Source organism: Streptomyces sp. NBC_00210 (genome assembly GCF_045160975.1).
In the GTDB taxonomy this organism is placed as follows: Bacteria; Actinomycetota; Actinomycetes; order Streptomycetales; family Streptomycetaceae; genus Streptomyces.
Genome location: NZ_CP108120.1, coordinates 6,327,167 through 6,350,524, shown reverse-complemented (window position 1 = coordinate 6,350,524; position 23,358 = coordinate 6,327,167). Strand labels below are relative to the sequence as shown.

The following is a 23,358-nucleotide window of genomic DNA, read 5'->3' as shown; positions in this document are numbered from 1 at the left end:
GCGGAATGACGGAGTACCACCAGGGCGTGCCCGACGGCGTCGGGGCCGGCCGCATACCGGGCGAACCCGGGCTCGACTTCTATGTCGACGTCATTGCGAGCGGATCCGTGCGCGGCGCCGACCCCCGGTGCACCCCCGACGACGTCACCACCCTGCTCGGCACGGACTTCTTCGAGCACCCGAAGAAGGATCTGCTCTACCGCAGCTACGGGCCGAACGGACTGATCGACTTCTGGTGGCAGCGCTGGGAACCCGACGGGGACTGGGTCGGGCACTACTTCAGCCTCAAGCCGCGCCGGCTGGAAGTGCCCTTGCTGCTCGCCGACTTGAGGCAGGCAGCCCAGGCGGCCGGCTGCCCGCTGAGCGAGCCGGTCCCGGACGATTCCGGTGGCTATGTGCGGTGTCACCGGCGTGAAAGCAGTATCGAAGTGATCGCCGACGACGAGGGTGAAGTGTTCTCGATCACGGCGAACGACTTCCTTCCTCCGCCGAGCCCATGGTCCCGGCAGGCCGTGCAGGACTCGCTGAGGCATCTGCTCGGGATCCCGGACGAGGACCGGCGGCGCTGGGTGGAGCGGCGGATGCCGGAGCCGCCGGAGTCGGCGGACTGGTGGGGCAGTCTCCGGCGCGAGTGCAGTCATCAGCTCGACCTGGCGGCACCCGGCGAGCGTGACGCCTGGGTGCGGCTGCGGCTCTGGCTGGAGCTGCATGCGGCGGTGTCCGGGGCCTTCGACCGGGCGGACTCCGCCATGAACCTCGCGTACGTCGTCGACCAGCTGAAGGCTCCGGAGCCCACCGCCGACGAGGTCGTACGGGGCTGTCTCGACGCACTCCCCGTCGCGCGGGCCGATGTGCCGACCCGGGACAACACCGCGCTCGCCCGCCAGAATCTGGACGCGATGCGTATCTCGCGCGGCGCCAAGGACCTGGTGGATGCCGCCCTCCTGTGTCGCGATCGCGTCCAGGACCCCGAGCTGCGCGCCGAGTTGGCCGCCTGGGTGCACCTCCTCGACCGGTTGTTCTGAGGCCGGCGCTCGTCCGTGCCCCACCGGCGCAGGCGTGACCAGCTGGTGGCTGCCCTGGCGGAGCGGGCGCCGCAGGTGCGGGACCGGGCTCTCCCACCCGAGTGAGACGTGAGTGGAAACTCGGCTCAGGAATCGGCCGACAACTCGCTGAGCTGCGCCAACCTTAAGAAAAGTTAAGGAAGTTGTGGGTGAGACCCCTGAAACGAACCAGATGCCTACTCGTACGTAACGGCACACGGAACCGACCCGACAGGAGTCCCACGTGTCGCGCAAGAAGACCCTCAGCGGTAAGAAGAAGATCGCTCTGCTCGTCGGCGCCGCCGCCGTCGTCGGCGGTACGGCAGTGGTCATGACCGGCGTCAGCAATGCGTCGTCGGTGGCCTGCGACGGGCTGGTCACAGCCCTGCAGAACAACGAGAAGTTCATCGCCGAGCAGCGCGCAAACCCGGACGCGCAGTCCGAGGCGCGGATCGCCAACCGGCAGGCCGTGATCGAGGAGATCAAGCGTAAGCAGGCGGCGTCGGGGTGCGAGGTCTCAGGCGGGGGAGGTGAGGCCGCTCAACCGCCGGCGGAGGACCAGGGCGGCGGCCAGAACGGCGACCAGGGCGGAAATCAGGCCGGTGACCAGGCCGGCGGCGGACAGGCCAACGGCGAAGTCGTCTGCGCAGGCTCGACCGTCACCCTGTCCGGCGAAGGCGGCGCACCCGCCGCCTCCAGCAACCAGTTCCCGATCGGCACCACCCTCAAGGTGACCAACCTCGACAACAACAAGTCGACCACGGTCAAGGTCACCTCGACGTCCGGCAGCTGCGCCCTGCTCAACAACGCGGCCTTCGAGCAGGTCCGCGAGCCCGGCAAGAACCTCATCCGCAAGGCCAGGATCGAGAAGATCGGGAACGGCGACCAGGCCGGAAATCAGGGTGGCGACCAGGCCGACGACCAGGCCGGCGACCAGGGCGGAAACCAGGCCGGTGACCAGGCCGGTGACCAGGCCGGCGGCGGACAGGCCAACGGCCAGGTCGTCTGCGCAGGCTCGACCGTCACCCTGTCCGGCGAAGGCGGCGCACCCGCCGCCTCCAGCAACCAGTTCCCGATCGGCACCACCCTCAAGGTGACCAACCTCGACAACAACAAGTCGACGACCGTCAAGGTCGCCTCCGCGTCCGGCAGCTGCGCCCTGCTGAACAACGCGGCCTTCGAGCAGGTCCGCGAGCCCGGCAAGTTCCTGATCCGCAAGGCGCGGATCGAGAAGATCGGCTGACCCTGACGGTCCTTCCGGAATCCAGGACGGTGCCGCACCCCCCATACGGCACCGTCCTGGGCACTACATACGGCACCGTCCTGGGCACTACATACGGCACCGTCCTGGGCACTCCATCACCGATTGAGCCGGAGCTCCGCCTCCGCCAGGATCTCCGTCAGCCGCAGCCCGAACCGTACGTCGCAACCGTGCGCCCGCCCCGTACGCGCCGACTCCACCAGCGCGTCCAGCGCCGCCCCGAACGAACGCACGGCATCGCCCCACTCCGGCAGCACGGCCTTCCCCTGATCGCCGGCCAGCTCGATGCTCACGCCGGAGGCCTTCAGCGGCGCGCTCAGGCCGAGCGTCGCCGTGCTCGACGCCCCGGACGTGTGCCGCAGCACCAGATGCACGGTGTCCACGGGCCCGCGCGCCGCGGTCACCTCCGTCACATCGCCGAGCACCGGGATCAGCACCGACAGCACATGCGGGCCGACGTCCCACAGACCGCCCTTCTCGCGTCGCCACGGCGACTGGGCGTACGGACTGTCCGCGCCCGGCGCGTACAGCGAGCCGAGCCACCGCGCATGGGCGGTGAACCAGCCGCCCACCGCCGCATGTGCATCGATCCAGGGCGCGGTGTCCGCGGCGAAGCGCAGGGTGCAGAAGACCACCGATGCGACCCCGGCGCGCTCCGCCGCGGCGGCCGTCTCCCGCGCAAGCGTCACGCTCGTCGCGACCGGCTTGTCCAGCAGCAGATGACACCCGGCCGCTGCCGCCCGGGCCGCGAGCGGCGCCTGGATGTCCGGCGGCAGCGCAAAGGCGACAGCGTCACAGTCGGCGAAGAGGGCGTCCGCGCCGTCGTCGCCGGAGTACGACGTCGTGCCGTGCGCGGCGCCGACGGCGGCAGCCGCTTCGGGCCGTCTGGCCCACACCCCGGCGAAGTCGACATCCGGGTGGGCGGCGAGCGCGGGGGCCTGGGTGCGCTCCGCCCAGGGGCCGGCGCCGAGGAGTCCGATACGCAGCTGCTTCGCGGGCTTCGTCATGCGGCCCAGTGTGCCCGCAGCGGAAAATTCCCGCGGAACGACTGACCAACGGTGTTACGTTTTCGGGGCCGGCCGCGGGACTCCGGTGCGACTTCCGGGACTTGCCTATAAAGCAGTGATTTCGCTGATCGCGCCCCCATTCCCCGGCCGGCACCACTGTGTACGGGGATTGCAGTACGTGTATTGCAGTACGGGGGAGACGATGGCGGAGACCCATGCCGATCTCATCGCGGCCGAGGACGTGCTCCTCTTCGTGAACGCCGCGGTCACGGCGACCGGACAGCGCGAATTCCGCTCGGAGGCCCACGAGCAGCAGCTGTCACTCGCCTTCCTGCACGAGTACGTACGCGTCAACTACCGCTCCCTGTACTCGGCCACGCTCGCCCTCGACATCAATGACCACAACTGCGTCCGGATCGTCGAGCAGCTGCTGCGCACGGCGTCGGACGCGAGCCCCGAGCAGAAGCGGACGGAAGGCCGGCTGATCGCGGCCCGGCTCGCCCTACTGCCGCCGCAGCGCGTCTACCGGCTGTTCCGTGCGCTGCGCGCCGCGAAGGTCAACAACCGCCGCACGCGCGCGATTCTGCGCGACTGGCTGGCGGCCCGACCGGACCTGGGCCTCGACGCCGTGAAGTACCGCAACGGACTGAAAACCGCCGTCCGGCATACTCATCTCCCCTTCGATGAGGGCGAGTTCGGGGACTTTCTGTTCCGGCCCGGCAAGCGTGTCCGGTACGGGCACGCCTTTCTCGACGCGTACCGCCGTGCCCACTTCGAGCAGAGCGCCATCTACGAGCTGCCGTTCACCGTCGCCGAGGGCTTCGCGGCGAAGCACGGCATCCCGCGCGGGGCGTTCCTGGAGCGGATCGCCCCGCGTATGACCCGTTTTGAGCGGCTGCGTACGCAGCGGGCCGGGACGCAGACCGATCTGGACGTCATGCCGCTGACCCGGCTGGCGCTGTACGTCCTCTCGCTGGAGCGGGACGAGCGAGTGCGGCGGCGCACGGAACTGACCGGCGCGCTGCGGGCCGCCGCGCTGCGAGCCGCGGGTCCCTACGTCGGGGCCTGGGGGCGGGTCGGCGCCGTGCTCGACGACAGCTACTCCTCGTCCGGCTCGGGTGTGAAGCGCCGCCGACCGCTGGCGGTCGCGCTCGGCTGCCACTTCCTGCTGGAGGCGCTGGCCGGTTCGTACCGGGCGCACTGGACCTCGGGCTCGGACGATCCGCTGCTCATACGGCCGTGGGGCCCCACGCCGCTCGGCAGCAGGATCCTCGACGCCCTGGAGCACTCCCCCGAGCGGCTGGTGATCGTCTCGGACGGCTGGGACAACGCGCCGCCGGGCCTGGCCAAGGAGGTGCTGCGGGTCTGGCGCACGCGGCTCGACCCGGACCGGCGCACACATGTCGTGCATGTGAATCCCGTATACGACGCGGACGGTTTCGATGTGCGCCGCCTCGCTCCGAACGTGCCGACCGCCGGCATCCGCGACGCGGAGGATCTGGCGGCGCTGGTGGAGATCGCGCAGTTCGCCGAGGGCCGCACCGGCCTGCCCGAGCTGCAGGCGTATCTGGACCGCCGCACGGAACGCTTCCTGGAGGGGGCGCGATGAACAAGCTGGACATGACCGGACTCACCACCCTGCCCGCCCAGGTGTGGGGCGGCATCCGGCTGGTGCCGCTGGCGCGCGAGAAGCCGGTGGACGGGCTGCGGCTGCGCCATGAGATCTACGGTCCGGGCTACGGCGAGGTCGAACTCGGCCCTCGCGACCACTATCTCTCCTACATTCCGCACGGCTTCGTCGCGGACTGGTCGGGCGAGGGCGGCCAGTCGGCGGCGTACGGAACCCAGCTGGGCGACGGGTGCCCGGCCTGTGTGCCCGTGCGCCGTCACCACCGGCTGGCCAAGCGGCGCTCCACCAAGGGGGTCAAGGAGAACCGGCTGCGCTTCCTCCCCCTCCATCTCGCCCTCGAGGGCTATCTGGCGCTGCACTTCGGCGGCCCGTCCATCGTCTGGGACGAGTGGTCCCAGCAGGCGGTACGCCAGGGCCTGTCGCCACGTGCCGAGGACGCCTACGCGGGCTGGGCGGTGCGCGGCCTCGGCGAGGCGCTGCGGATCTTCGAGATCCACCCTGGCCAGTGCGGCGTGCTGGTGTACGCGGCGGACTCGCTCGCCGCGGCCTTCGTCGTGCCGCACCCCGCCGACTACCGCGCCCTGCACCCGTCCCTGATCGAGGATCTGTACGGGGAACTGGTCCATCAGTACGCCTTCTTCGGCGGTCCGGTGCCCGACTTCGAGGCGCGCATCCGCGACCGCGGGCACATGACGACGCTCGCCGATCTGCGGATGGCGGCCCGCGGCCAGGAGCGCGCGTGGGCCGAGAGCCACGGCTCCCTGATGGCGGCCCGGCTGCTCGACCCCTCGTACAGTTTCGAGCGGGTCCACACGATGGACTCATTCAGCCTGTGGCGCTTTCTGCCGCCCTTCCGGCGCGGGGAGAGCGAGCAGCACATCGGCGAGGCGATCACCGACCACAAGGGCCGTGTCGCCTATCTCAAGACCTTCCGGCTCTCCGAGGCGCAGATCCGCCGCGGCCATCTGCTCAGCCGGCTGCACGACCACGACTGGCACCTGGGCCGCACCGCCGAGGCGCTGGGTACCAGCTACCCCGATCTTGTCCGCCGGATCCGTGCCGCGGGCTTCGATTCGCTGCTCAAGCAGGGGGCGGAGCTGAGGGCGCGGACCTGAAGTGTCGTGCGGGCGCTGCCGGAGTGCTGCCGGTCGGGCTCATTGCGACCGTTCTTCCGGTGCGGGTCGGGCGTAACGTGGGGTTCACACATGGGCAACGGACGGGAAATCGCGAATTGCGAAGCTGCGCGGCATACCGCTGCACCCGCAAAGGATGAGGCCCCGTGACCTTCAAGGCTGAGTACATCTGGATCGACGGCACCGAGCCGACCGCCAAGCTTCGCTCGAAGACGAAGATACTTGTCGACGGCGCCGAGCTGCCCATCTGGGGCTTCGACGGATCCAGCACCAACCAGGCCGAGGGCCACGCATCCGACCGCGTTCTCAAGCCGGTCTTCTCCTGCCCGGACCCGATCCGCGGCGGCGACAACGTCCTGGTCATGTGCGAGGTCCTGAACACGGACATGACCCCGCACGAGTCCAACACGCGTGCCGCGCTCGCCGAGGTCGCCGAGAAGTTCACGGCCCAGGAGCCGATCTTCGGCATCGAGCAGGAGTACACCTTCTTCAAGGGCTCCCGCCCGCTGGGCTTCCCCGAGGGCGGCTTCCCGGCCGCGCAGGGCGGCTACTACTGCGGCGTCGGCGCGGACGAGATCTTCGGCCGTGACGTCGTGGAGGCACACCTGGAGAACTGCCTCAAGGCGGGCCTGGGCATCTCCGGCATCAACGCCGAGGTCATGCCCGGCCAGTGGGAGTTCCAGGTCGGCCCGCTCGCCCCGCTGGAGGTCTCCGACCAGCTGTGGGTCGCCCGCTGGCTGCTCTACCGCACCGCCGAGGACTTCGAGGTCTCCGCGACCCTCGACCCCAAGCCGGTCAAGGGCGACTGGAACGGCGCCGGCGCGCACACCAACTTCTCCACCAAGGCGATGCGCGAGGGTTACGACGCGATCATCACCGCCTGTGAGTCGCTGGGCGAGGGCTCCAAGCCCCTCGACCACGTCAAGAACTACGGCGCGGGCATCGACGACCGGCTGACCGGTCTGCACGAGACCGCCCCGTGGAACGAGTACAGCTACGGCGTCTCCGACCGCGGCGCCTCGGTCCGCATCCCGTGGCAGGTCGAGCAGGACGGCAAGGGCTACATCGAGGACCGCCGCCCGAACGCCAACGTCGACCCGTATGCCGTGACCCGCCTGATCGTCGACACCTGCTGCACCGCACTGGAGAAGGCCGGCCAGGTCTGAGCGACCGCTGACTGACGAGAGGGGCGTCCGCCGATTCGGCGGGCGCCCTTTTTGCCTGCTGATGGCTCCCGATGTCGACAAGATCACGTATCAACGTACGAGAGGACCCTGCTGTGACGGCGGGGGGTCTGCTTCAATAGGGCCATGCCCGGCTACCAGCACTTCGCAACAGGTCCCAGCGACCTCGAGCCGTTCTGGCCTTCCCGGCAGCACCACGACTTCGACCGGGTGTGTTGCCGCGCGGTGAACGCGCAGGCCCTCTAAAGCCGCTCATCCGGCCTTCGGCCAGCGCGCACGACGTACGTCCGTCCCATCGACGAACTCGACGACTCCTCCGCGCGAAAGAGCTGACCTCTCATGGCGAACACCCGTAGCTCCGCCCGTTCCTTCTCCGCCGTCCCCGACGTCCCGGCCGCCACCGTCCAGGCTCCGGCGGGCCGCCACCGACTGCGTGCCGTCGACCGTGACGAGGTCGTCGATGTCGCGGACTTCCTTCCGCCGGGGGCCACTTGGCTTCCCGCACCCCAGCACGCGCTGCCCGCGCTCCCCGGCCAGCCGCCGATGATCGGCTACCTGGTGCTCGTACCGGCCGATCAGCAGCCCGCCGCGCTCGTGCCCGCACCGCAGCTGCAGGCACCGGCCGACGGTCCGGTGCTCATCGATCCGGTGCAGCGCACCGCCGCGGTGGACGGCCGGACACTGGACCTGACGTACCTCGAGTTCGAGTTGCTCGCCCATCTCGTCGCGCATCCGAACCGGGTGCACACCCGTGACCAGCTGGTGACGACCGTGTGGGGCTACGGACATGTGGGCGACGGCCGGACCGTCGACGTCCATGTGGCCCGGCTGCGCCGCAAGCTGGGTGCCGAGCACCGCCGGGCGATCCAGACCGTGCGGCGGGTGGGCTACAAGTACACGCCGTGATCCGATGCACGGGGCCCGGTTCCGGACGTCACCGGAACCGGGCCCCTGTCGCAGGCGGCCGGACAGGGCCTGGTCCTGTCCTGTCGATCAGGCCGGATCAGTGAGTGGGGGTCCCCCCACGCCCCCAGGGCGTAGGGGGAGGGTCTGGTGCGTGCAGACGCAAGGCGGAGGAAGAAGCCCACGCGATGGGGGCACCTCCCGTGCCCGAAGGGCTACGGGGGAGTAGGCGACTGACGACAACGCAGCAGATGCGCGTGCCAGGGCACGCGAACCCGGCAAGATCGGCCGGACAGGGCCTAAGCCCGGGAGCGGGCCTTCGCCACCGCGCCGAGTGCCATGTCGATCACCAGGAACACCAGCAGGCTGATGCCGAGCATCGGCACGAGCCAGCCGACCAGCGCCGTGGCCGCGGCGATCGGCAGCAGCACGGTCACCGGCAGCTTGCGCCAGGCGCCGCGCGGCATCGGCCGGCCCACGCTCAGCGTGCGGTCCTTCGTCGGCCTGCGCAGCCACCACATCCGGTATCCCCAGACGATGAGCAGGATCAGCGCGAGGGCGAGCGCGGCCAGGGCGAGCTGGTTGGCGAGGCCGAAGAGCTTGCCCATGTGGACGTCGATCCCGAACCGGGTCAGCTTGGCGAGCAACGGGTAGTCGGCGAACCTGAGCTCGTCCATGACCCCGCCGTCGGCCGGGTCGACAGCGACCGAGTCGAGATGGACCGGGAACTGCTTGTCGGTCTCCTTGATCACATAGCCGCTGCCGTCGGCGGGCAGGGTGACGGCGATCTCCCCGTCGACTCCCTTGGCCGCGGCCGCCTCGACCGCCTTGTCGATGCCGATGTCCGGGCCCTGGTGGCCCGCTTCGCCACCGCCGTCGTGGCCCTCGTGTCCACCGCCCTCGCCGCCGCCCGGCTGGAGTTCGGCCGAGACGGAGGGGGTCGCTCCGCCGAGTTGGGTCTGGATCGCGTCGATGTTCTCGCCCGCGTACTTGGACCAGGTCAAACCGGTCGCGGAGAGCATGACAAGACCGGCGACCGCCCACATGCCGATCGCACCGTGCCGGGTCAGGGCGCGGCGGCGGCCCGTCGCGCCACGCTCGGGAAGCAGCAGCTCACGCTTGGCGCGGCGCCTGCGGCCCAGCCACAGGAGCAGTCCGCCGAGTGACACGACCCACAGCCAACTGGCGGCCATCTCACTGTAGTTGCGCCCGAAGTCGCCCAGGTGCAGGTTGGAGTGGAGCCCGCTGAGCCAGGCTCGCAGCGGGAGAGCGCCGAAGGAGTCGGCCAGCTCGCCACGTATCTCGCCGGTGTACGGGTTGACGAAGATGGCGAGGGACTCACCCTCCTCGACCTGCGGGGTGGTCATCAGGACCCGGGTGGTCGCGCCGTCCTCGGACGACGGCCACACGGCGGTCACCGTGCCCTCGGGGTGGGCCTTGCGGGCGGCCTCGACCTGTGTCGCGAGGGGGACGGAGCGATCGCCGGCCGGCACCTGGAGCTCGTGGCGGTAGACGAACTTCTCGGCCTGGAAGGAGAGCGAGTAGAGCAGACCGCTCACGGCGGCGATGAGCAGCAGCGGGGCGATCAGCAGGCCCGCATAGAAGTGGAGGCGCAGTACGAGGGGGCGCAGTGCGCGCCAGGGGCCGGCCTTGGTGGTCTCGGGTGCGGCGCTGCCGGTATCGCTACCGGTCTCGTCCGCCGGTTCGGTGCCCTTGCGGGGGACTTCGATGGACATGGTGGTCCTAAGGAGTCGGCGTTGACATGGGGAAAGCGGCCCCAGGTCAGACGGCTGCTCCAGGGGCCGTGGCACGGGGGACGAGAAGCGCGGGCGGGCCCCGCCGCACGAGGGTGTGCGCGAGGACCACGCCGTGCAGCGGGCGCGGGGTGCGGGAGACGGGACACGGCGCGGGTCGCACTGGCCGGGGCAGCCGTACGACCGCGAGCAGCAGTCGCAGCGGGGTGAAGGCGAACGCGGCGACGGCGTGCGCGAGTTTGAAGAGTGCGGTCTCGCCGTGGGCCAGCCACAGGGCGCAGCCGACGGCGGCGAGGAGGTGGACGGCGATCATGTCGACGTCCGTGGCGATCGCCATGCCCGTGTCCAGCGGGGCGGACGGCTCGTGCGCCAGGTGGTCGTAGTGCTCGTGGGCCGTGTGATGGTGCGGGGCGGGCCAGCGTCCGGTGGTGAACAGCAGGTGCAGCACGCCCTGCACGGCGAACAGCCCGGCCCCGTAGGAGCGGACCCCGCGGCGCCGGCCGGCTGCGAGCCACCAGCCGGCCGCGGTCACGGCCAGCGCGGTGAGCAGTGCCGGGATCGGGATGTCATGCGCAGACAGGGATGAATGCCCCACGGCGGCCAATGTGACGGCAACTGCCGCGAAAATTGCGGCCCGAAGGGCGCGTATCGGCGACCGGGCATCCGTCATGGTCCGCACATGCTGCCATCCCGCAAGCGGTTGCGGCGAGCGGACCTGCACGTTTGATCATTCACCTGGCAGCGGAATCACTGGGCGTGCCTGGTGGGCGCGCGGCACAGTCGCAGTCATGAGGCTTCTGATTCTTGGTGGGACCGAGTTCGTGGGCCACGCGGTGGCTCAGGCGGCGCTGGCCCGCGGGTGGGAGGTGACGGCCTTCCACCGCGGACGGCATGCCGCTCCGGAAGGCGTGACCACGCTGCTCGGGGACCGTACGGCCGAGGGAGGGCTTGCCGCGCTCGCGGATGCCGAGGGCGACTGGGACGTGGTGGTCGACACCTGGTCGGCTGCGCCGGCTGCCGTGCGGGACACGGCACGGCTGCTGGCCGGGCGGGCAAGTCACTATGTCTATGTGTCGAGTTGCTCCGTGTACACCGGGCCGCGGACCGCCGGGTACGACGAGAGCGCACCGGTGGTGGACGGTTCGCCGGACGCGGACGATGTGCCCTACCCGGAGGCCAAACGCGGCGGTGAACTGGCCGTGCTCGACGCCTTCGGCGAGGAGCGCTCGGTGCTGGTGCGCGCGGGCCTGATCCTCGGACCGCGGGAGAACATCGGCCGGCTGCCGTGGTGGCTGAACCGGATCGCCCGCGGCGGTCCGGTCCTGGCGCCGGGCCCGCGGGATCTGCCGGTGCAGTTCATCGACGTGCGCGATCTGGCCGAGTGGATCCTGCACGCGGCGGAGCACGGGCTGAGCGGCCCGTACAACCTGGCGAGCGCGCCGGGCCATACGACGATCGGGGAGCTGCTGGAGGCGTGCGTACGGGCCACGGGTTCGGCGGCCGAGCTGCGCTGGACGCCGGCGGAGACGGTGCTGGCGGCGGGCGTCGAGCCGTGGACTCAGCTGCCGATCTGGGTCCCGCGCGACGAACTGCCGGAGGTGTACGCCTCGGTGTACGGCCTCGATGTCGCACGGGCGCTCGGGGCGGGGCTGAGGTGCCGGCCTGCCGGGGAGACGGTGGCGGACACGTGGGCGTGGCTGGAGTCGATCGGCGGCGCGGCGCCACAGCGGGCGGACCGGCCGGTGGTGGGGCTCGCGCCAGAGGTCGAGGCGAAGGTGCTGGACGCGTGAGGTTCGCCTGCGGCGCGCTTTCCCCTCCCCGCCCCTTCCGGTAACTGGGGCTTCGCCCCAGACCCCGTACGCCCTACGGGCGTGTCCTCAATCTCCCCCAAACTTCGTCCGGGGGGACCCCCAGACGGGCTTGATATGCCCGGGCAAATCAAGCCTCGCCGGCGATTGAGGCGTGGGGGTCCCCCCACGCCCGCAGGGCGTAGGGGGAGGGTCTGGGGCGGAGCCCCAGGTCTGTCAGTGGTGCGACGGCACCGGGAACTCCTGGCGGGCCGGGCCGGCCGGGGCCGCAGTCGGCGGGTCCGCGTGGTCGAGGCTCGGGAGCCACCGCAGGCCCCTCGGCGTGCGCCAGTTCCGTTCGCCCAGCAGCGCCATCACCGACGGCAGCAGCACCATCCGCACAATCGTCGCGTCCAGCAGCACCGCCACCGCCAGGCCCACGCCCATCTGCTGCATGTCCTGCATGGACAGTGTTCCGAAGACCGCGAAGACCGCGACCATGATCACCGCCGCGCCCGTCACCGCTCCCGCCGTGCGGCGGATGCCCTCGCGGATGGCGGTGCGCGTGTCCGTCCCCCGGTCACGCGCCTCGCGGATCCGGGAGACCACGAAGACGTGGTAGTCCATCGACAGACCGAACAGCACCACCAGCACGAACAGCGGCATCCAGCTCTCGATCGCGCCGACCGCCTCCGTACCGAGCGCGGACGCGCCCCAGCCGTGCTGGAAGACCCCGACCATGACGCCGTAGGCGGCACCCACCGAGAGCAGGTTGAGCAGGATCGACGTGACGGCGATGACGTAGGACCGGAAGCAGAGCAGCATCAGCAGGAAGGTCACGGCCGTGATGAAGGCGAAGACCGGGACGATGCCGCGCTTCAGCTGGTCGTTGAAGTCGACCGACGCGGCGAGCTCGCCGCCCACGTAGACCTGCGCCCCGGTGCCGTCGAAGGCCGCGGGCACCGTCTTGTCACGAAGGTCGGACAGCGCGTCCTTGGAGCGGGTGTCGGTGCCGTTCCCGGCCAGCACGACCTCGATCTCCGCGATGTTCTGCGCCCTGTGCACGGTCACCGTGTTCTTGTCGAACTTCGCGAGCGCGCCCCGCATCGGCGCCGAGTCGATGCTGTCCGCCTTGACGACCACCCGCGCCGGCTCCGGGCCGCCCGGGAAGGCCTCGGTGATCTTCTTGTACGCGACCGACAGCGCGGCGTCCGAACCGAACTGCTTCTCCATCCCGAGCTGTTCGGTCTTCATGCCCACCGCGGGCGCCGCCAGCGCCAGCAGCACCGCGACCGCGGCGAATGCGAACAGCTTCGGCTTGGCCAGTACGGGCCGGAGCACCGCGCCCGCGACCGCGCCGCTCTCGTGCGCGCCCTTCTTGCCGCGGCGGTTGAGGAAGGGGATCCGGCCCGCGTCGATCCGGTCGCCCAGCCCGGCCATCATCGCCGGGAGCACGGTCATCGAGCCGAGCATCGCGATGAAGACGACGAGGATCGTGGCGAGGGCGAAGCCCTTGAAGAGCATCAGCCCGGACAGAAACATTCCGGCCATCGCCAGCATGACGGTCACGCCGGAGACGAGGACGGCCCGGCCGCTGGTGGCGGCCGCGATCCGCAGTGCGCTCTCGGCGTCGCGGCCCGCGGCCCGCTCGTCCCGCTCGCGCCGCAGATAGAACAGGCAGTAGTCGACGCCGACGGCGAGACCCATCAGGAACATCACGGAGTATGTGGACTGGAACAGGTGCAGTTGGTGGCTGGCGAGCGAGAGCAGACCGAAGGCGGCCAGGCACGCGGTCAGCGCGAGGCCGACCGGCAGCAGGGCGGCGACGATCGCACCGAAGGCGACCAGCAGAATGCCGAGCGCCAGCGGCACCGCGGTGAACTCGGCCTGCTTGAAGTCCTCGGAGAGCAGGTCGCCGAGCCACTTCTCCGAGCTGGCCTTCCCGAACTGGTGCACCTCAACACCCTGTTGGGCCTTGGCCGTCGTGCGTACGGCATCGAGCACGGGCTGCACCCGGTCCGCGGCCGTCTTGGCATCGCCCTTTATCTCAAAGCGGATCAGCGCGTCCCTGCCGTTCTTGGCGGCGAGCGGCGGCTCGATCTTCTGTGCCTCGCCGGTCTTCTCGATGGCCGCGGCCAGTTCGCGTGCCGCGTCCTGCCAGCCGCCCGCCGCCGCGCTGCTGACCAGGACCAGTTCGCCGGCCGGCCGGCCAAGTCCCGCGTCGTCAAGGATCTTCTGGGCCCGGGCGGAGTCACCCGTACCCTGCTCGGACTCGGACATCTCGACCATCCCCGATGCCCCGCCGACGGCCGTGGCCAGGATGACGAAGAGCAGCCAGCCGATGATCGCCGTTTTGCGGTGGTGTGCGCTCCACACACCGATACGTGCCGCGAGGTTTCGCCTCATCGCGATTCGCCCCCAAGATATGCGTCGAATAAGTCGAGTACGACGCTAGAAACCGGCGGCCTCGCGCCCCAGCCGTCAAAGCCCCCTGCCGTGAGACAAAAGGCGAGTTCAGGAGGGTGGTGCTAGGTACACCCCGGTCCGGTGTCGGGGACCAGTGCCCTCGCACTCGCACTCCAGCCACACTTGTGCCTGAGACCGGACAACGAGGGGAACCCCAATGAATGCGACGAAGGCACGTGACGCGGTGGTGGCCGGCGCACAGGGACTGGCGCTGGCACTGACGGCACTGATCGGATCGATCACGCTCTTCGTCCTGGCGGTGACGTCGATCGCGCTGATCCCCGCCGGCGTGGGGGTGTTCACCACTCCGGCGACTCTGACCCTGGTACGGGCCCACGCCAATAAGCGTCGGCTGCTCGCCGCCCAGTGGTCGTCGCTGCGGATCCCCGTTCCGTACCGCCCCTTCCCGCGCGACATACGCAGCGGCATCACCGGCCAGGTCGAGCGCTGCACACTGATGCTGAGGGACCCGGCGACCTGGCGGGACATGCAGTGGCTGCTGGGGGACATGACCGCGGGCGCGATCGTGGCGCTGATCCCGCCGGCCCTGGTGCTGGACGGCATCTTCGGGCTGCTGCTCGCCGCCGGACTGTGGCAGCCGATCGTGGATGCGGGCGGCACCTACTGGTACTCGTTCCTGCCGGTCAGCAGCTGGGGCACGGCCGGTGCGGCCGCGCTGCTCGGCCTGGTCTGGCTGACCATCGCCATGAACGCCAACAGCGTCCTCGTCCGCACCCACTTCAGGCTGACCCGCGCCATGCTCGCGCCGGAGCACGAGCAGGAGCTGGAGCAGCGCATCGACCGCCTCACCGAGACCCGGCACGACGCGCTGGACACCTCGGCCGCCGAACTGCGCCGTATCGAGCGGGATCTGCACGACGGGGCGCAGGCCCGACTGGTCGCCATGGGCATGAACCTCGGCACCATCGAGGCGCTCATCGAGAAGGACCCGGCGCAGGCGAAGCAGCTCATCTCCAAGGCCCGTGAGTCCTCCGCCGAGGCGCTGACCGAGCTGCGCGATCTGGTCCGCGGCATCCACCCGCCGGTCCTGGCGGAGCGCGGGCTCGGCGACGCGGTAAAGGCGCTGGCGCTGCGGCTGCCGGTGAAGACCGAGGTGGCTGTGGAGCTGTCGGGCCGCGCCGACGCGCCGGTCGAGTCGGCCGCGTACTTCGCGGTCAGCGAGGCGCTCACCAACGCGGTCAAGCACTCGGGCGCGGACCGGCTCTGGGTCGATGTGACGTACTCGGACGGCTCGCTGCGCATCTCGGTCACGGACAACGGCAAGGGCGGGGCGGCGATCGGGTCCGGCTCGGGGCTGAGCGGTATCGAACGCCGACTCGGTACATTCGACGGCGTACTTGCCGTCAGCAGTCCCGCAGGCGGCCCCACCATGGTCACCATGGAGATCCCTTGCGAGTTGTTCTAGCCGAAGATCTGTTCCTGCTGCGTGACGGCCTGGTCCGCATGCTTGAGGCGTACGACTTCGAGATTCTGGCCGCCGTGGAAAGCGGGCCCGAACTGACCAAAGCGCTCGCGGAGTTGGAGCCGGACGTCGCCGTCGTCGACGTCCGGCTTCCGCCGTCCCACACGGACGAGGGCCTGCAGTGCGCCCTGGCGGCGCGGCGGGCGAAGCCCGGGCTGCCGGTGCTCGTCCTCTCGCAGCACGTGGAGCAGTTGTACGCGCGCGAGCTGCTGGCCGACGGAAACGGCGGGGTCGGCTATCTGCTGAAGGACCGGGTCTTCGACGCCGAGCAGTTCATCGACGCGGTACGACGGGTGGCGGCCGGCGGCACGGCGATGGACCCGCAGGTGATCTCCCAGCTGCTGTCCCGGCGGGCGCAGGACAAGCCGATGGGCGGACTGACCCCGCGCGAGCTTGAGGTCATGGAGCTGATGGCGCAGGGCCGTTCCAATGCGGCGATCGCCGGTCAGCTGGTGGTCACGGAGCGGGCGGTGGCCAAGCACACTTCGAACATCTTCGGAAAGCTGGACCTGCCGGTCTCGGACGACGACAACCGCCGGGTGCTTGCGGTGCTGGCGTATCTGGACCGCGGCTAGCTTTCCGTCCTCGAGCGCCGGACAGGCCTGGTTTTCAGGCCTGTCCGGTGCCCGAGTCGTTGTGTGGTCAGGCCTGGTACTCCGTGAGGTCGATCGCGTAGACGTGCAGCGGGAAGCCGTACACCGGGTGCGTCGTCTCGCTTTCCAGCTCCATGCCGAGCTTGCGCATCACGTTCTCGGACGCGTCGTTGCCCAGCCGCGCGATGCTGATCACCCGGTCGAGGCCGCGGTCCTGGAGCGCGAACTCCAGTGTGGCGGCGGCGGCTTCGGAGGCGTACCCCTGGCCCCAGAACGGGGTACCGAGCCGCCAGCCGATCTCCACCGCGGGCAGCACCTCCGGCAGGAACGTGGGCACGGACAGGCCGACGAGGCCCGCCAGTTCGCCCGAGGCGAGCAGTTCGACGGCGAAAAGTCCGAAGCCCTCCTCGTCCCACTCCTCCTCCCAGCGCTCGATGTCCTCGGCGGTCTGCTCCAGATCGCGTACGGAACCGTCACCGATCCACTGCATGACCTGCGGGTCCGCGTTGATCTCGGCCATCGGGACAAGGTCGTCGTCGTGCCAGCGGCGCAGCAGGAGCCGGGGGGTGTGGATCTCGGTCATGCGCCCCATCCTGCCATCCCGGCCGCGGTCCGACTTCGGCGCAATGCGCCGGGTTTGCTGATGGAGATTTCTACGAATTCCCATGTCTGCCGCACTCCGCTTGAACACCACATGAGCCACACCCGTATGGAACGACGCGCTTCTCCCTCTGCCGGGATCCCCCAAACCCACCCCGGCAACGAAGCAGAGGAGTTCCATGGGACGCACAAGAAAACGCTCGACGCTGGCGAACCGGGCGATCATCGCCTCGGCCGCATTGATCCTGGGCGGGGGTGGGCTGGCTGCGGTCAATGTGTATGCATCCGCGAGTGAAGGCTGGTCCTGGTCCGGTCAGCAAAACGAGCAGGCGCAGACGAAGTCCGCCGGGCAGGCGGTGTCCACCATCGACTGCCCCGAGGTCGCGAACGAACTCCCGGAAGTGCCACCCCAGGCACGCCAGGAGGTCGACGGTGAGCTGGCCAATATGGACAGCCAGATCACCGACGCGTACAAGCGGTTCGCCGACCAGAAGGAGCAGATCGAGCGTGATCCCCAGCTCGCCGACAATGCCATCCTGAATCCGCTCAGGGACAAGCGGCGCGCGAGCATCGACCGGATTGCCAACGCGATCGACCGCAACGGCCAGCGACCGCAGGGCATGGACGACCTCGCCGACTGCGCGCTGCAGGCCGACGACCAGGCCGACGGTCAGAACAACGACGGCCAGAACAACGACGGCCAGGACAACGGCGACGGGCAGGGCGACAACAACCAGGGCCAGGACGGTGGTCAAAATGGTGACCAGAATGGCGGTCAGGACGACGGTCAGGGCAATGACCAGGGCAATGACAATGGTCAGGGCAACGATCAAGGAGGTCAGGGCGGCAACGGACCCGAGGCATCCGACTTCGTAGACATCCAGTCCGTCCAGCCGAACGTCCAGCGGCCCCAGCAGCAGCAGGGCGGCTCCAACGGTAAGTTCGTCACCAAATGCGGAACGAACGAGAACGGCAAGTTCAATCCGGACAATGTGATCGTCGCCCCTGGTGTGAGCAATGGCGCGCACCATATGCACGACTACGTCGGCAACCAGGCAAATGACGCCTTCGCCAGCGACGACGATCTCGCGAACGGCCAGACGAGCTGCCAGAATCAGGGCGACAAGTCCACGTACTACTGGCCGGTCCTGCGACTGCAGAACGGTCAGAACGAGAACGACGCCCAGGCGGACGGTGGCGGCAAGGACAAGAACGTCGGAGAGATCCAGACTCCGTCGCAGGTCACGCTGAATTTCGTGGGCAACCCGGTCAGCAAGGTGACCGCCATGCCGAAGTTCCTGCGCATCATCACCGGTGACGCCAAGGCATTCACCAACGGCGACGCGAACGCCAATGCCTCCTGGAGCTGCACCGGTTTCGAGAACCGCCAGCTGAAGGACAAGTACCCGATCTGCCCCGAGGGCAGCCAGGTGGTACGGAGCTTCAAGTTCCAGAGCTGCTGGGACGGCCAGAACACCGACAGCGCGAATCACCGCACCCATGTGGCCTTCGCGGACGGCAATGGCAACTGCGGCAATGGATTCAAGGCCATTCCTCAGCTGGTGCAGCGGATCGTCTATGACGTCCCGCCGGGTCCCGGCTTTGCGGTCGACTCCTTCCCCGAGCAGCTGCACAAGCCGATCACCGACCACGGTGACTTCATCAACGTCTTCGACGAGAACCTCATGAACAAGGTGGTGAACTGCATCAACAACGGACAAAAGTGCCAGTGACGCAGGCGACCTGACCTGACCTGACACGGCCGGATCGGCCCTCCGAAACGGGGGGCCGATCCGGCTTTTTCGGCCCCCCGTCCAGTGTGTGCGCGGTCAGCTTCCGTGGCTCCCCGAGTGGCCCGAGCCCGTGTGGCCCGTGTGGCTGTCCCCGCCGCCGGTGTGACCCGTGTGATCCGAGCCGGTCTCGACCGTGCCGCCGAGCCGGCCGCGAACCGCCGTCACCACCTTGGCGTCGCCGACCACGACCCACTTGCGGCCGACCAGATACGAGCCGCCGTAGTCATTGGCCACATTGATCCATTCGCGCTGGCCCCGGTCGGTGGCGAAGGTGGCCAGCACATACTTGCCGTCGCCCGTGGTGCAGTTGGCCTGCCGCAGCTCGTCCGCATCCGTCTGGATGTTCGGCTTGCACTCGGCCTTCTCGGCCAGCTGCTCCAGAGTGCCGGTGGCCGTCTTCGGGGCCTTGTCGTCCCCGCCACGCCCATCGCCGTCGTCGCTCGCTCCGCAGGCGGCGGCAAGGGTCAGCGCCAGAACTGTCAGTGCTGCGCGGGCTGTACGCCTCGCGCCCTTGTTCGTACTCGTCCGCATCCGGCCATCGTGCCCTGTCACCCGCCTCTCGCGCGAGAGAACTCCCGGTAACCTGCGGCTCCGCACGCACCTGTTGTCACTTGAGCAACACGGAGGAGCGCTGATGATCGAGCTGTCGAGACGTACCGTACTGGGCACCGCAGGAGCGATCGGCGTGGGTGCGGCACTCGCCGGACACACCCCCGCAGCCGCCACCCCGGCTGCCACCACCGCCCGCGCGACCACCGCCCCCGCGACCACCACGGCCGGATTCAGCACAGCGCCCGCCCAGCAGGCCCTTGAGCGGCTGCTGCCCCGGCACGCCGGGCAGTTCCTGCTGGCGGCCCTGGAGGGCCCCGAGCGCTTCCGGGTCACCGGCTCGAGGGGCCGTATCGAGGTCGCCGGCACCAGCCCCGCCGTACTCCTCACCGGCGTGCACTGGTACCTCAAGTACGTCTGCCGGGCGCACATCTCGTGGTCGGGCAGCCAACTGGACCTGCCTGGCCGGCTGCCCGCGCCCCGCGAGGCGCTCGAGCGGTCCGCGACCGTCCCGCACCGGTTCGCGTACAACGACACGCACGACGGCTACACCGCCCCCTACGCCGACTGGGCCCGCTGGGAGCGACTGCTCGACGTCCTCGCCCTGCACGGCTGCAACGAGGTGCTTCTCACGCCCGGCCAGGAGGCCGTCTACCACCGGCTCCTGATGGACTTCGGATACTCCGACACCGAGGCGCGGACCTGGCTGCCCGCGCCCTCGCACCAGCCGTGGTGGCTGCTGCAGAACATGAGCGAGTACGGCGGGCCGCTCTCCCCCGAGCTCATCGAAAGACGCACGGACCTCGGCAGACGGATCGCCGACCGGATGCGCGAGCTCGGTATGCACCCGGTTCTGCCCGGCTACTTCGGTACGGTCCCGGACGGCTTCGTTGCCCGTAATCCCGGCGCCCGTGTCATCCCCCAGGGCATCTGGAACGGGCTGCGCCGGCCCGACTGGCTCGACCCCCGCACCCCGAACTTCTCGGACGTCGCCGCCGCCTTCTACCGGCACCAGCAGGAACTGTTCGGCGAGGTGAACCACTTCAAGATGGACCTGCTGCACGAGGGCGGCACCGCCGGGGACGTCCCGGTGGCGGCTGCCGCCCGCGCGGTGGAGAAGGCGCTGCAGACCGCCCGACCCGGCGCCACCTGGGTGATCCTCGGCTGGCAGTCCAACCCGCGGGCCGCGCTGCTCGACGCCATCGACACCGACCGGGTGCTCATCGTCGACGGCCTCTCCGACCTGGACACGGTCAACGACCGCGAGGCGTCGTGGGGCGGTGCTCCGTACGCCTTCGGCACCATCCCGAACTTCGGCGGGCGTACGACCATCGGCGCCAACACCGACCGGTGGACGAGCAAGTTCACCGCCTGGCGCGACAAGCCGGGCAGCGCACTGGCGGGCACCGCGTACATGCCGGAGGCCGCCGAGCGGGACCCCGCCGCGCTCGAACTGTTCAGCGAGCTCGCCTGGCGCGAGGAACAGATCGACCGGGACGCCTGGTTCGCCGACTACGCAGAGATCCGCTACGGCGGCGACGACGGCTCGGCGCGCGCCGCCTTCGCCGCGCTCGCCGCGACCGCGTACCGGCTCACCAGCACGGACGGCCGCCCCTACGACTCGCTGTTCTGCCGCCGCCCCAGCCTGACCTCGTCCATCGGGACCGCCTTCGATCCGGCGGACTTCGACCGGGCGTTCGCGGCGCTGCTCGGCGTACGGCCCTCGCTGCGGGACAGCGACGCCTACCGCCACGATGTGACCGACCTGGCCCGGCAGGCACTCGCCAACCGTTCCCGCACGCTCCAGCTCCCGCTGCGGGCCGCCCATCTCAACAAGGATGTGGACACCTTCCGCGCCCTGTCGGCGCTCTGGCTGAAGCTGATGCGGCTGAGCGACACGATGGCCGGCTGCCACCGCGCCTTTCTGCTCGGCCCCTGGCTGGAGGACGCCAAGCGGCTGGCCACCAGCGCGGACGAGGCGGTGGAGCTGGAGCGCACCGCGCGGGTCCTGATCACCACCTGGGCGGACCGGGCCGCGGCCAATGAGCTCAGCAATTACGCCAACCGCGACTGGCACGGGCTGATCAACGATGTCCATGTGCCGCAGTGGGAGGCGTATCTGGAGGAACAGGCCGCCGCGATGGCCGAGGGCCGCGCCCCCAAGTCCTTCGACTGGTACCCGGCGGAGGAGGCATGGACGAAGGACCGGCGCGCCTACCCGGTACGGGCGACGGGGGACGCGTACCGAACGGCCAGGCGCGTGCACGACACCCTCGCGACCGCCCCCTACCAGGGGTTCGTCGACCTCACCGTGGACCCGCCGGCGTTCACGCCCGGCAGCACCGGCACCACCACGGCCGCCTTCCGCAATCTGAACGGGCTGCGCTCCACCGGTCGCGTCGACTTCGCCCTGACGGGCCTGGCCGCCGAGCCGCTGGGCGAGACCTTCCTCAGGAGCGTCCCGGCGGGCGGCACCGGCACGGTCGGCTGGCGGGTGACGGCTCCGGCAGAACCCCTCACCGAGCCGCTGGTCCCGATGCCGTACGAACTGGGCACGCAGTACGGGCCGCGCGGCGAGGACCGGGTGACCGTGACCCAACAGGGCTCGCTCTGGATGGCGACACCGCTGGAGCCGGGATGGCGCACCTTCACCAGCAACAGGGCGGTCTTCGGACAGCTCGGCGAGCGCTTCGCGATCAACGGCGCGGGCAATGACCTGTGGCGGGGCACCACCCACTTCGGCACCGCCTACCGGGAAGGCGCGCTCACCGCGGGCACGAGCGTCGTGGTGCGGGTGGACTCCCAGGAGAACACGAGCAGTTGGGCCCGAGCGGGCATCGTCGTACGCAACAGCCTGGCCAGGCCCGGCGACAGGGGATTGCTGAATCTGGCCGCCACACCCGGCCAGGGCATCGTGCTGTCGTACGACACGAACGGTGACGGCACACTGGACACCTACCGGCGCATCACCGGTGTCAAGGCCCCGGTGCTGCTGCGGCTGACCCGCAATGCCGGGACGTCCTTCACGGGCGCCTGCTCGACGGACGGCGGCGCGACCTGGCGCACTGTCGCCACCGTCTCGGTGCCGGGGACCGCCGCGGCCCAGGACGCCGGACTCTTCATGAGCGCAGCCAACGGCGGCAGTGGGGCCCGCGGCACGGTGCAGTTCAGCGGCTGGTCGATCACGGTCGCATGACCCCGCGGGGGTCGTGGCCCTTGGTTCGCGTTCGGCATGAAATAGGTTGCTTCGGTAGATAACAGCCATGTGCCGAGCCAGGGAGCCGTCCCGCCATGACCGCGATCCCCGCCACCACCGTCGCCAATCTCCGCGACCTCGGCGGCACTCCCCTGCCCGCCCGTCGTTCCGTACAACCCGGTCTGCTCTTCCGCTCCGGGCAGCTCGACCGGCTCGACCCCGTCGCCGATCCGGCCGTCGCCGCGCTCGGCATCCGTACGATCGTCGACTTCCGCACCGAGGCCGAGCGCCGGGACCGCCCGGACCACATTCCGCGAGGCGGTCGGCTGCTGCTCGCCGATGTGCTCGCGGACCAGGTGGCCGCGGGCCGGATGCCGCCGGCCGCGCAGCTGAGGCGGGTGCTGGCCGATCCGGTGCTCGCCGAGCGGGAGTTGGGCGGCGGCCGGGCGCAGACGTGGTTCGCCGACACCTATCGCTCCTTCGTCACCACCGACTCGGCGCACGCCGCCTACGGCGCCTTCCTGAGCGAGGTCGCCGACCCCGAATCAGGCCCGCTGCTCTTCCACTGCACCGCGGGCAAGGACCGCACCGGCTGGGCCGCGACGATCGTCCTCTCCCTGCTCGGCGCGGATCCGGAGACCGTCGAGGCGGAGTATCTCGCCGTGAATCCGGCGGTACGGCAGGCCTTCGCGCCGCTTGTCGAGGGCTTCACGGCGCAGGGCGGCGACCCCGAGACGGCCCTCGCGGTCATCGGTGTGCTGCCGGAGTATCTGGCGGCGGCGCTGGACGAGGTCGACGCCCGCTACGGCACGATGGAGAAGTACGTCTGCGATGGGCTCGGCGTCGCGGCGGCGGCGATCGAGCGGATCCACGAGCGGCTGACGGGCTGAACGGATGAGCCGGGCCGACGGGCCGGGTCACGCGCAGCTCAGCGGGCGATGGCGTCAAGGGCGCACGCGCCGCCCCCCGATCGGGG

General features: G+C 70.0%; 17 protein-coding genes and 2 pseudogenes. 13 read left to right on the top strand and 6 right to left on the bottom strand.

The genetic code is table 11. From position 1 onward, the window contains the following. Positions 1-5: 5 nt before the first annotated feature. The 3 genes and pseudogenes from OG729_RS28645 to OG729_RS28635 form a co-directional block, all read left to right on the top strand. Positions 6-1,025 carry a hypothetical protein gene (locus OG729_RS28645; protein ID WP_405808741.1) on the top strand — a complete coding sequence of 340 codons (1,020 nt, stop codon included), beginning with the start codon at positions 6-8 and terminating at the stop codon, positions 1,023-1,025. Between the two features lie 262 nt (positions 1,026-1,287). After that, positions 1,288-1,920: pseudogene (locus tag OG729_RS28640) on the top strand (hypothetical protein); the annotation flags it as partial. 15 nt (positions 1,921-1,935) lie between these two features. Beyond that, positions 1,936-2,286: pseudogene (locus OG729_RS28635) on the top strand (hypothetical protein); the annotation flags it as partial. 116 nt (positions 2,287-2,402) lie between these two features. Here OG729_RS28635 and OG729_RS28630 read toward each other — a convergent pair. Next, positions 2,403-3,311, bottom strand: coding sequence for a Gfo/Idh/MocA family protein (locus OG729_RS28630; protein WP_405808739.1), 909 nt, complete (start codon positions 3,309-3,311; stop codon positions 2,403-2,405). 202 nt (positions 3,312-3,513) lie between these two features. On the opposite strand from OG729_RS28630, the gene OG729_RS28625 reads away from it, so the two are divergent. From OG729_RS28625 to OG729_RS28610, 4 genes are all read left to right on the top strand, one after another. Further along, positions 3,514-4,920 (top strand): hypothetical protein, encoded by a 1,407-nt coding sequence (locus tag OG729_RS28625; RefSeq protein WP_405808738.1) that lies wholly within the window; start codon positions 3,514-3,516, stop codon positions 4,918-4,920. After that, positions 4,917-6,056, top strand: a complete 1,140-nt coding sequence (locus tag OG729_RS28620) for an ARPP-2 domain-containing protein (RefSeq protein ID WP_405808737.1) — start codon at positions 4,917-4,919, stop codon at positions 6,054-6,056. The genes OG729_RS28625 and OG729_RS28620 overlap by 4 nt, the downstream gene beginning before the upstream one ends. 164 nt (positions 6,057-6,220) lie before the next feature. Beyond that, positions 6,221-7,240 (top strand): glutamine synthetase, encoded by a 1,020-nt coding sequence (gene glnII / locus OG729_RS28615; protein ID WP_405808735.1) that lies wholly within the window; start codon positions 6,221-6,223, stop codon positions 7,238-7,240. Positions 7,241-7,597: 357 nt separating this feature from the next. After that, positions 7,598-8,164 (top strand): winged helix-turn-helix domain-containing protein, encoded by a 567-nt coding sequence (locus OG729_RS28610; RefSeq protein WP_360883667.1) that lies wholly within the window; start codon positions 7,598-7,600, stop codon positions 8,162-8,164. A 296-nt stretch (positions 8,165-8,460) separates the two neighbouring features. Here OG729_RS28610 and OG729_RS28605 read toward each other — a convergent pair whose 3' ends face one another. After that, positions 8,461-9,897, bottom strand: coding sequence for a PepSY-associated TM helix domain-containing protein (locus OG729_RS28605; protein WP_405808733.1), 1,437 nt, complete (start codon positions 9,895-9,897; stop codon positions 8,461-8,463). 46 nt (positions 9,898-9,943) lie between these two features. Then, positions 9,944-10,510 (bottom strand): hypothetical protein, encoded by a 567-nt coding sequence (locus OG729_RS28600; protein WP_405808732.1) that lies wholly within the window; start codon positions 10,508-10,510, stop codon positions 9,944-9,946. A gap of 193 nt (positions 10,511-10,703) precedes the next feature. Between OG729_RS28600 and OG729_RS28595 the strand changes: the two genes are divergently transcribed. After that, positions 10,704-11,705 (top strand): NAD-dependent epimerase/dehydratase family protein, encoded by a 1,002-nt coding sequence (locus OG729_RS28595; RefSeq protein ID WP_405808730.1) that lies wholly within the window; start codon positions 10,704-10,706, stop codon positions 11,703-11,705. Positions 11,706-11,939: 234 nt separating this feature from the next. On the opposite strand, the gene OG729_RS28590 is transcribed toward OG729_RS28595, so the two are convergent. After that, on the bottom strand, positions 11,940-14,108 hold the full coding sequence (locus OG729_RS28590; RefSeq protein WP_405808728.1) for an MMPL family transporter: 2,169 nt from the start codon (positions 14,106-14,108) through the stop codon (positions 11,940-11,942). A 217-nt stretch (positions 14,109-14,325) separates the two neighbouring features. Between OG729_RS28590 and OG729_RS28585 the strand changes: the two genes are divergently transcribed. Further along, complete coding sequence (locus tag OG729_RS28585; RefSeq protein WP_405808727.1) at positions 14,326-15,594, top strand: sensor histidine kinase; 1,269 nt, start codon at positions 14,326-14,328, stop codon at positions 15,592-15,594. Then, positions 15,579-16,226: a response regulator transcription factor gene (locus OG729_RS28580; RefSeq protein WP_360883650.1), complete on the top strand. Its 648-nt coding sequence runs from the start codon at positions 15,579-15,581 to the stop codon at positions 16,224-16,226. Before OG729_RS28585 ends, OG729_RS28580 begins: the two co-directional genes overlap by 16 nt. Positions 16,227-16,293: 67 nt before the next feature. Here OG729_RS28580 and OG729_RS28575 read toward each other — a convergent pair whose 3' ends face one another. Then, the gene (locus OG729_RS28575; protein ID WP_360883648.1) at positions 16,294-16,827 is read right to left on the bottom strand and encodes a GNAT family N-acetyltransferase; all 534 of its coding nucleotides are present in this window, start codon (positions 16,825-16,827) and stop codon (positions 16,294-16,296) included. 196 nt (positions 16,828-17,023) lie between these two features. On the opposite strand from OG729_RS28575, the gene OG729_RS28570 reads away from it, so the two are divergent. Beyond that, entirely contained in the window at positions 17,024-18,577 is a 1,554-nt protein-coding gene (locus tag OG729_RS28570; protein WP_360883645.1) for a DUF1996 domain-containing protein, read from the top strand. A 96-nt stretch (positions 18,578-18,673) separates the two neighbouring features. On the opposite strand, the gene OG729_RS28565 is transcribed toward OG729_RS28570, so the two are convergent. Next, positions 18,674-19,168, bottom strand: a complete 495-nt coding sequence (locus tag OG729_RS28565; RefSeq protein WP_405808724.1) for a hypothetical protein — start codon at positions 19,166-19,168, stop codon at positions 18,674-18,676. A 103-nt stretch (positions 19,169-19,271) separates the two neighbouring features. Here OG729_RS28565 and OG729_RS28560 point away from each other — a divergent pair, with 103 nt between their 5' ends. After that, positions 19,272-22,382 (top strand): alpha-N-acetylglucosaminidase, encoded by a 3,111-nt coding sequence (locus OG729_RS28560; RefSeq protein ID WP_405808722.1) that lies wholly within the window; start codon positions 19,272-19,274, stop codon positions 22,380-22,382. Between the two features lie 95 nt (positions 22,383-22,477). Further along, positions 22,478-23,272: a tyrosine-protein phosphatase gene (locus OG729_RS28555; RefSeq protein WP_360883637.1), complete on the top strand. Its 795-nt coding sequence runs from the start codon at positions 22,478-22,480 to the stop codon at positions 23,270-23,272. Positions 23,273-23,358 lie beyond the last annotated feature (86 nt).

Bases quoted from the DNA above. Each gene is read 5' to 3' on its own strand.
- OG729_RS28575 (WP_360883648.1), bottom strand. From the start codon at position 16,827: ATGACCGAGATCCACACCCCCCGGCTCCTGCTGCGCCGCTGGCACGAC.
- OG729_RS28625 (WP_405808738.1), top strand. From the start codon at position 3,514: ATGGCGGAGACCCATGCCGATCTCATCGCGGCCGAGGACGTGCTCCTC.
- OG729_RS28565 (WP_405808724.1), bottom strand. From the start codon at position 19,168: ATGCGGACGAGTACGAACAAGGGCGCGAGGCGTACAGCCCGCGCAGCA.
- OG729_RS28630 (WP_405808739.1), bottom strand. From the start codon at position 3,311: ATGACGAAGCCCGCGAAGCAGCTGCGTATCGGACTCCTCGGCGCCGGC.
- OG729_RS28590 (WP_405808728.1), bottom strand. From the start codon at position 14,108: ATGAGGCGAAACCTCGCGGCACGTATCGGTGTGTGGAGCGCACACCAC.
- OG729_RS28620 (WP_405808737.1), top strand. From the start codon at position 4,917: ATGAACAAGCTGGACATGACCGGACTCACCACCCTGCCCGCCCAGGTG.
- OG729_RS28570 (WP_360883645.1), top strand. From the start codon at position 17,024: ATGGGACGCACAAGAAAACGCTCGACGCTGGCGAACCGGGCGATCATC.
- OG729_RS28555 (WP_360883637.1), top strand. From the start codon at position 22,478: ATGACCGCGATCCCCGCCACCACCGTCGCCAATCTCCGCGACCTCGGC.
- OG729_RS28585 (WP_405808727.1), top strand. From the start codon at position 14,326: ATGAATGCGACGAAGGCACGTGACGCGGTGGTGGCCGGCGCACAGGGA.
- OG729_RS28610 (WP_360883667.1), top strand. From the start codon at position 7,598: ATGGCGAACACCCGTAGCTCCGCCCGTTCCTTCTCCGCCGTCCCCGAC.
- OG729_RS28560 (WP_405808722.1), top strand. From the start codon at position 19,272: ATGATCGAGCTGTCGAGACGTACCGTACTGGGCACCGCAGGAGCGATC.
- OG729_RS28645 (WP_405808741.1), top strand. From the start codon at position 6: ATGACGGAGTACCACCAGGGCGTGCCCGACGGCGTCGGGGCCGGCCGC.
- OG729_RS28605 (WP_405808733.1), bottom strand. From the start codon at position 9,897: ATGTCCATCGAAGTCCCCCGCAAGGGCACCGAACCGGCGGACGAGACC.
- OG729_RS28595 (WP_405808730.1), top strand. From the start codon at position 10,704: ATGAGGCTTCTGATTCTTGGTGGGACCGAGTTCGTGGGCCACGCGGTG.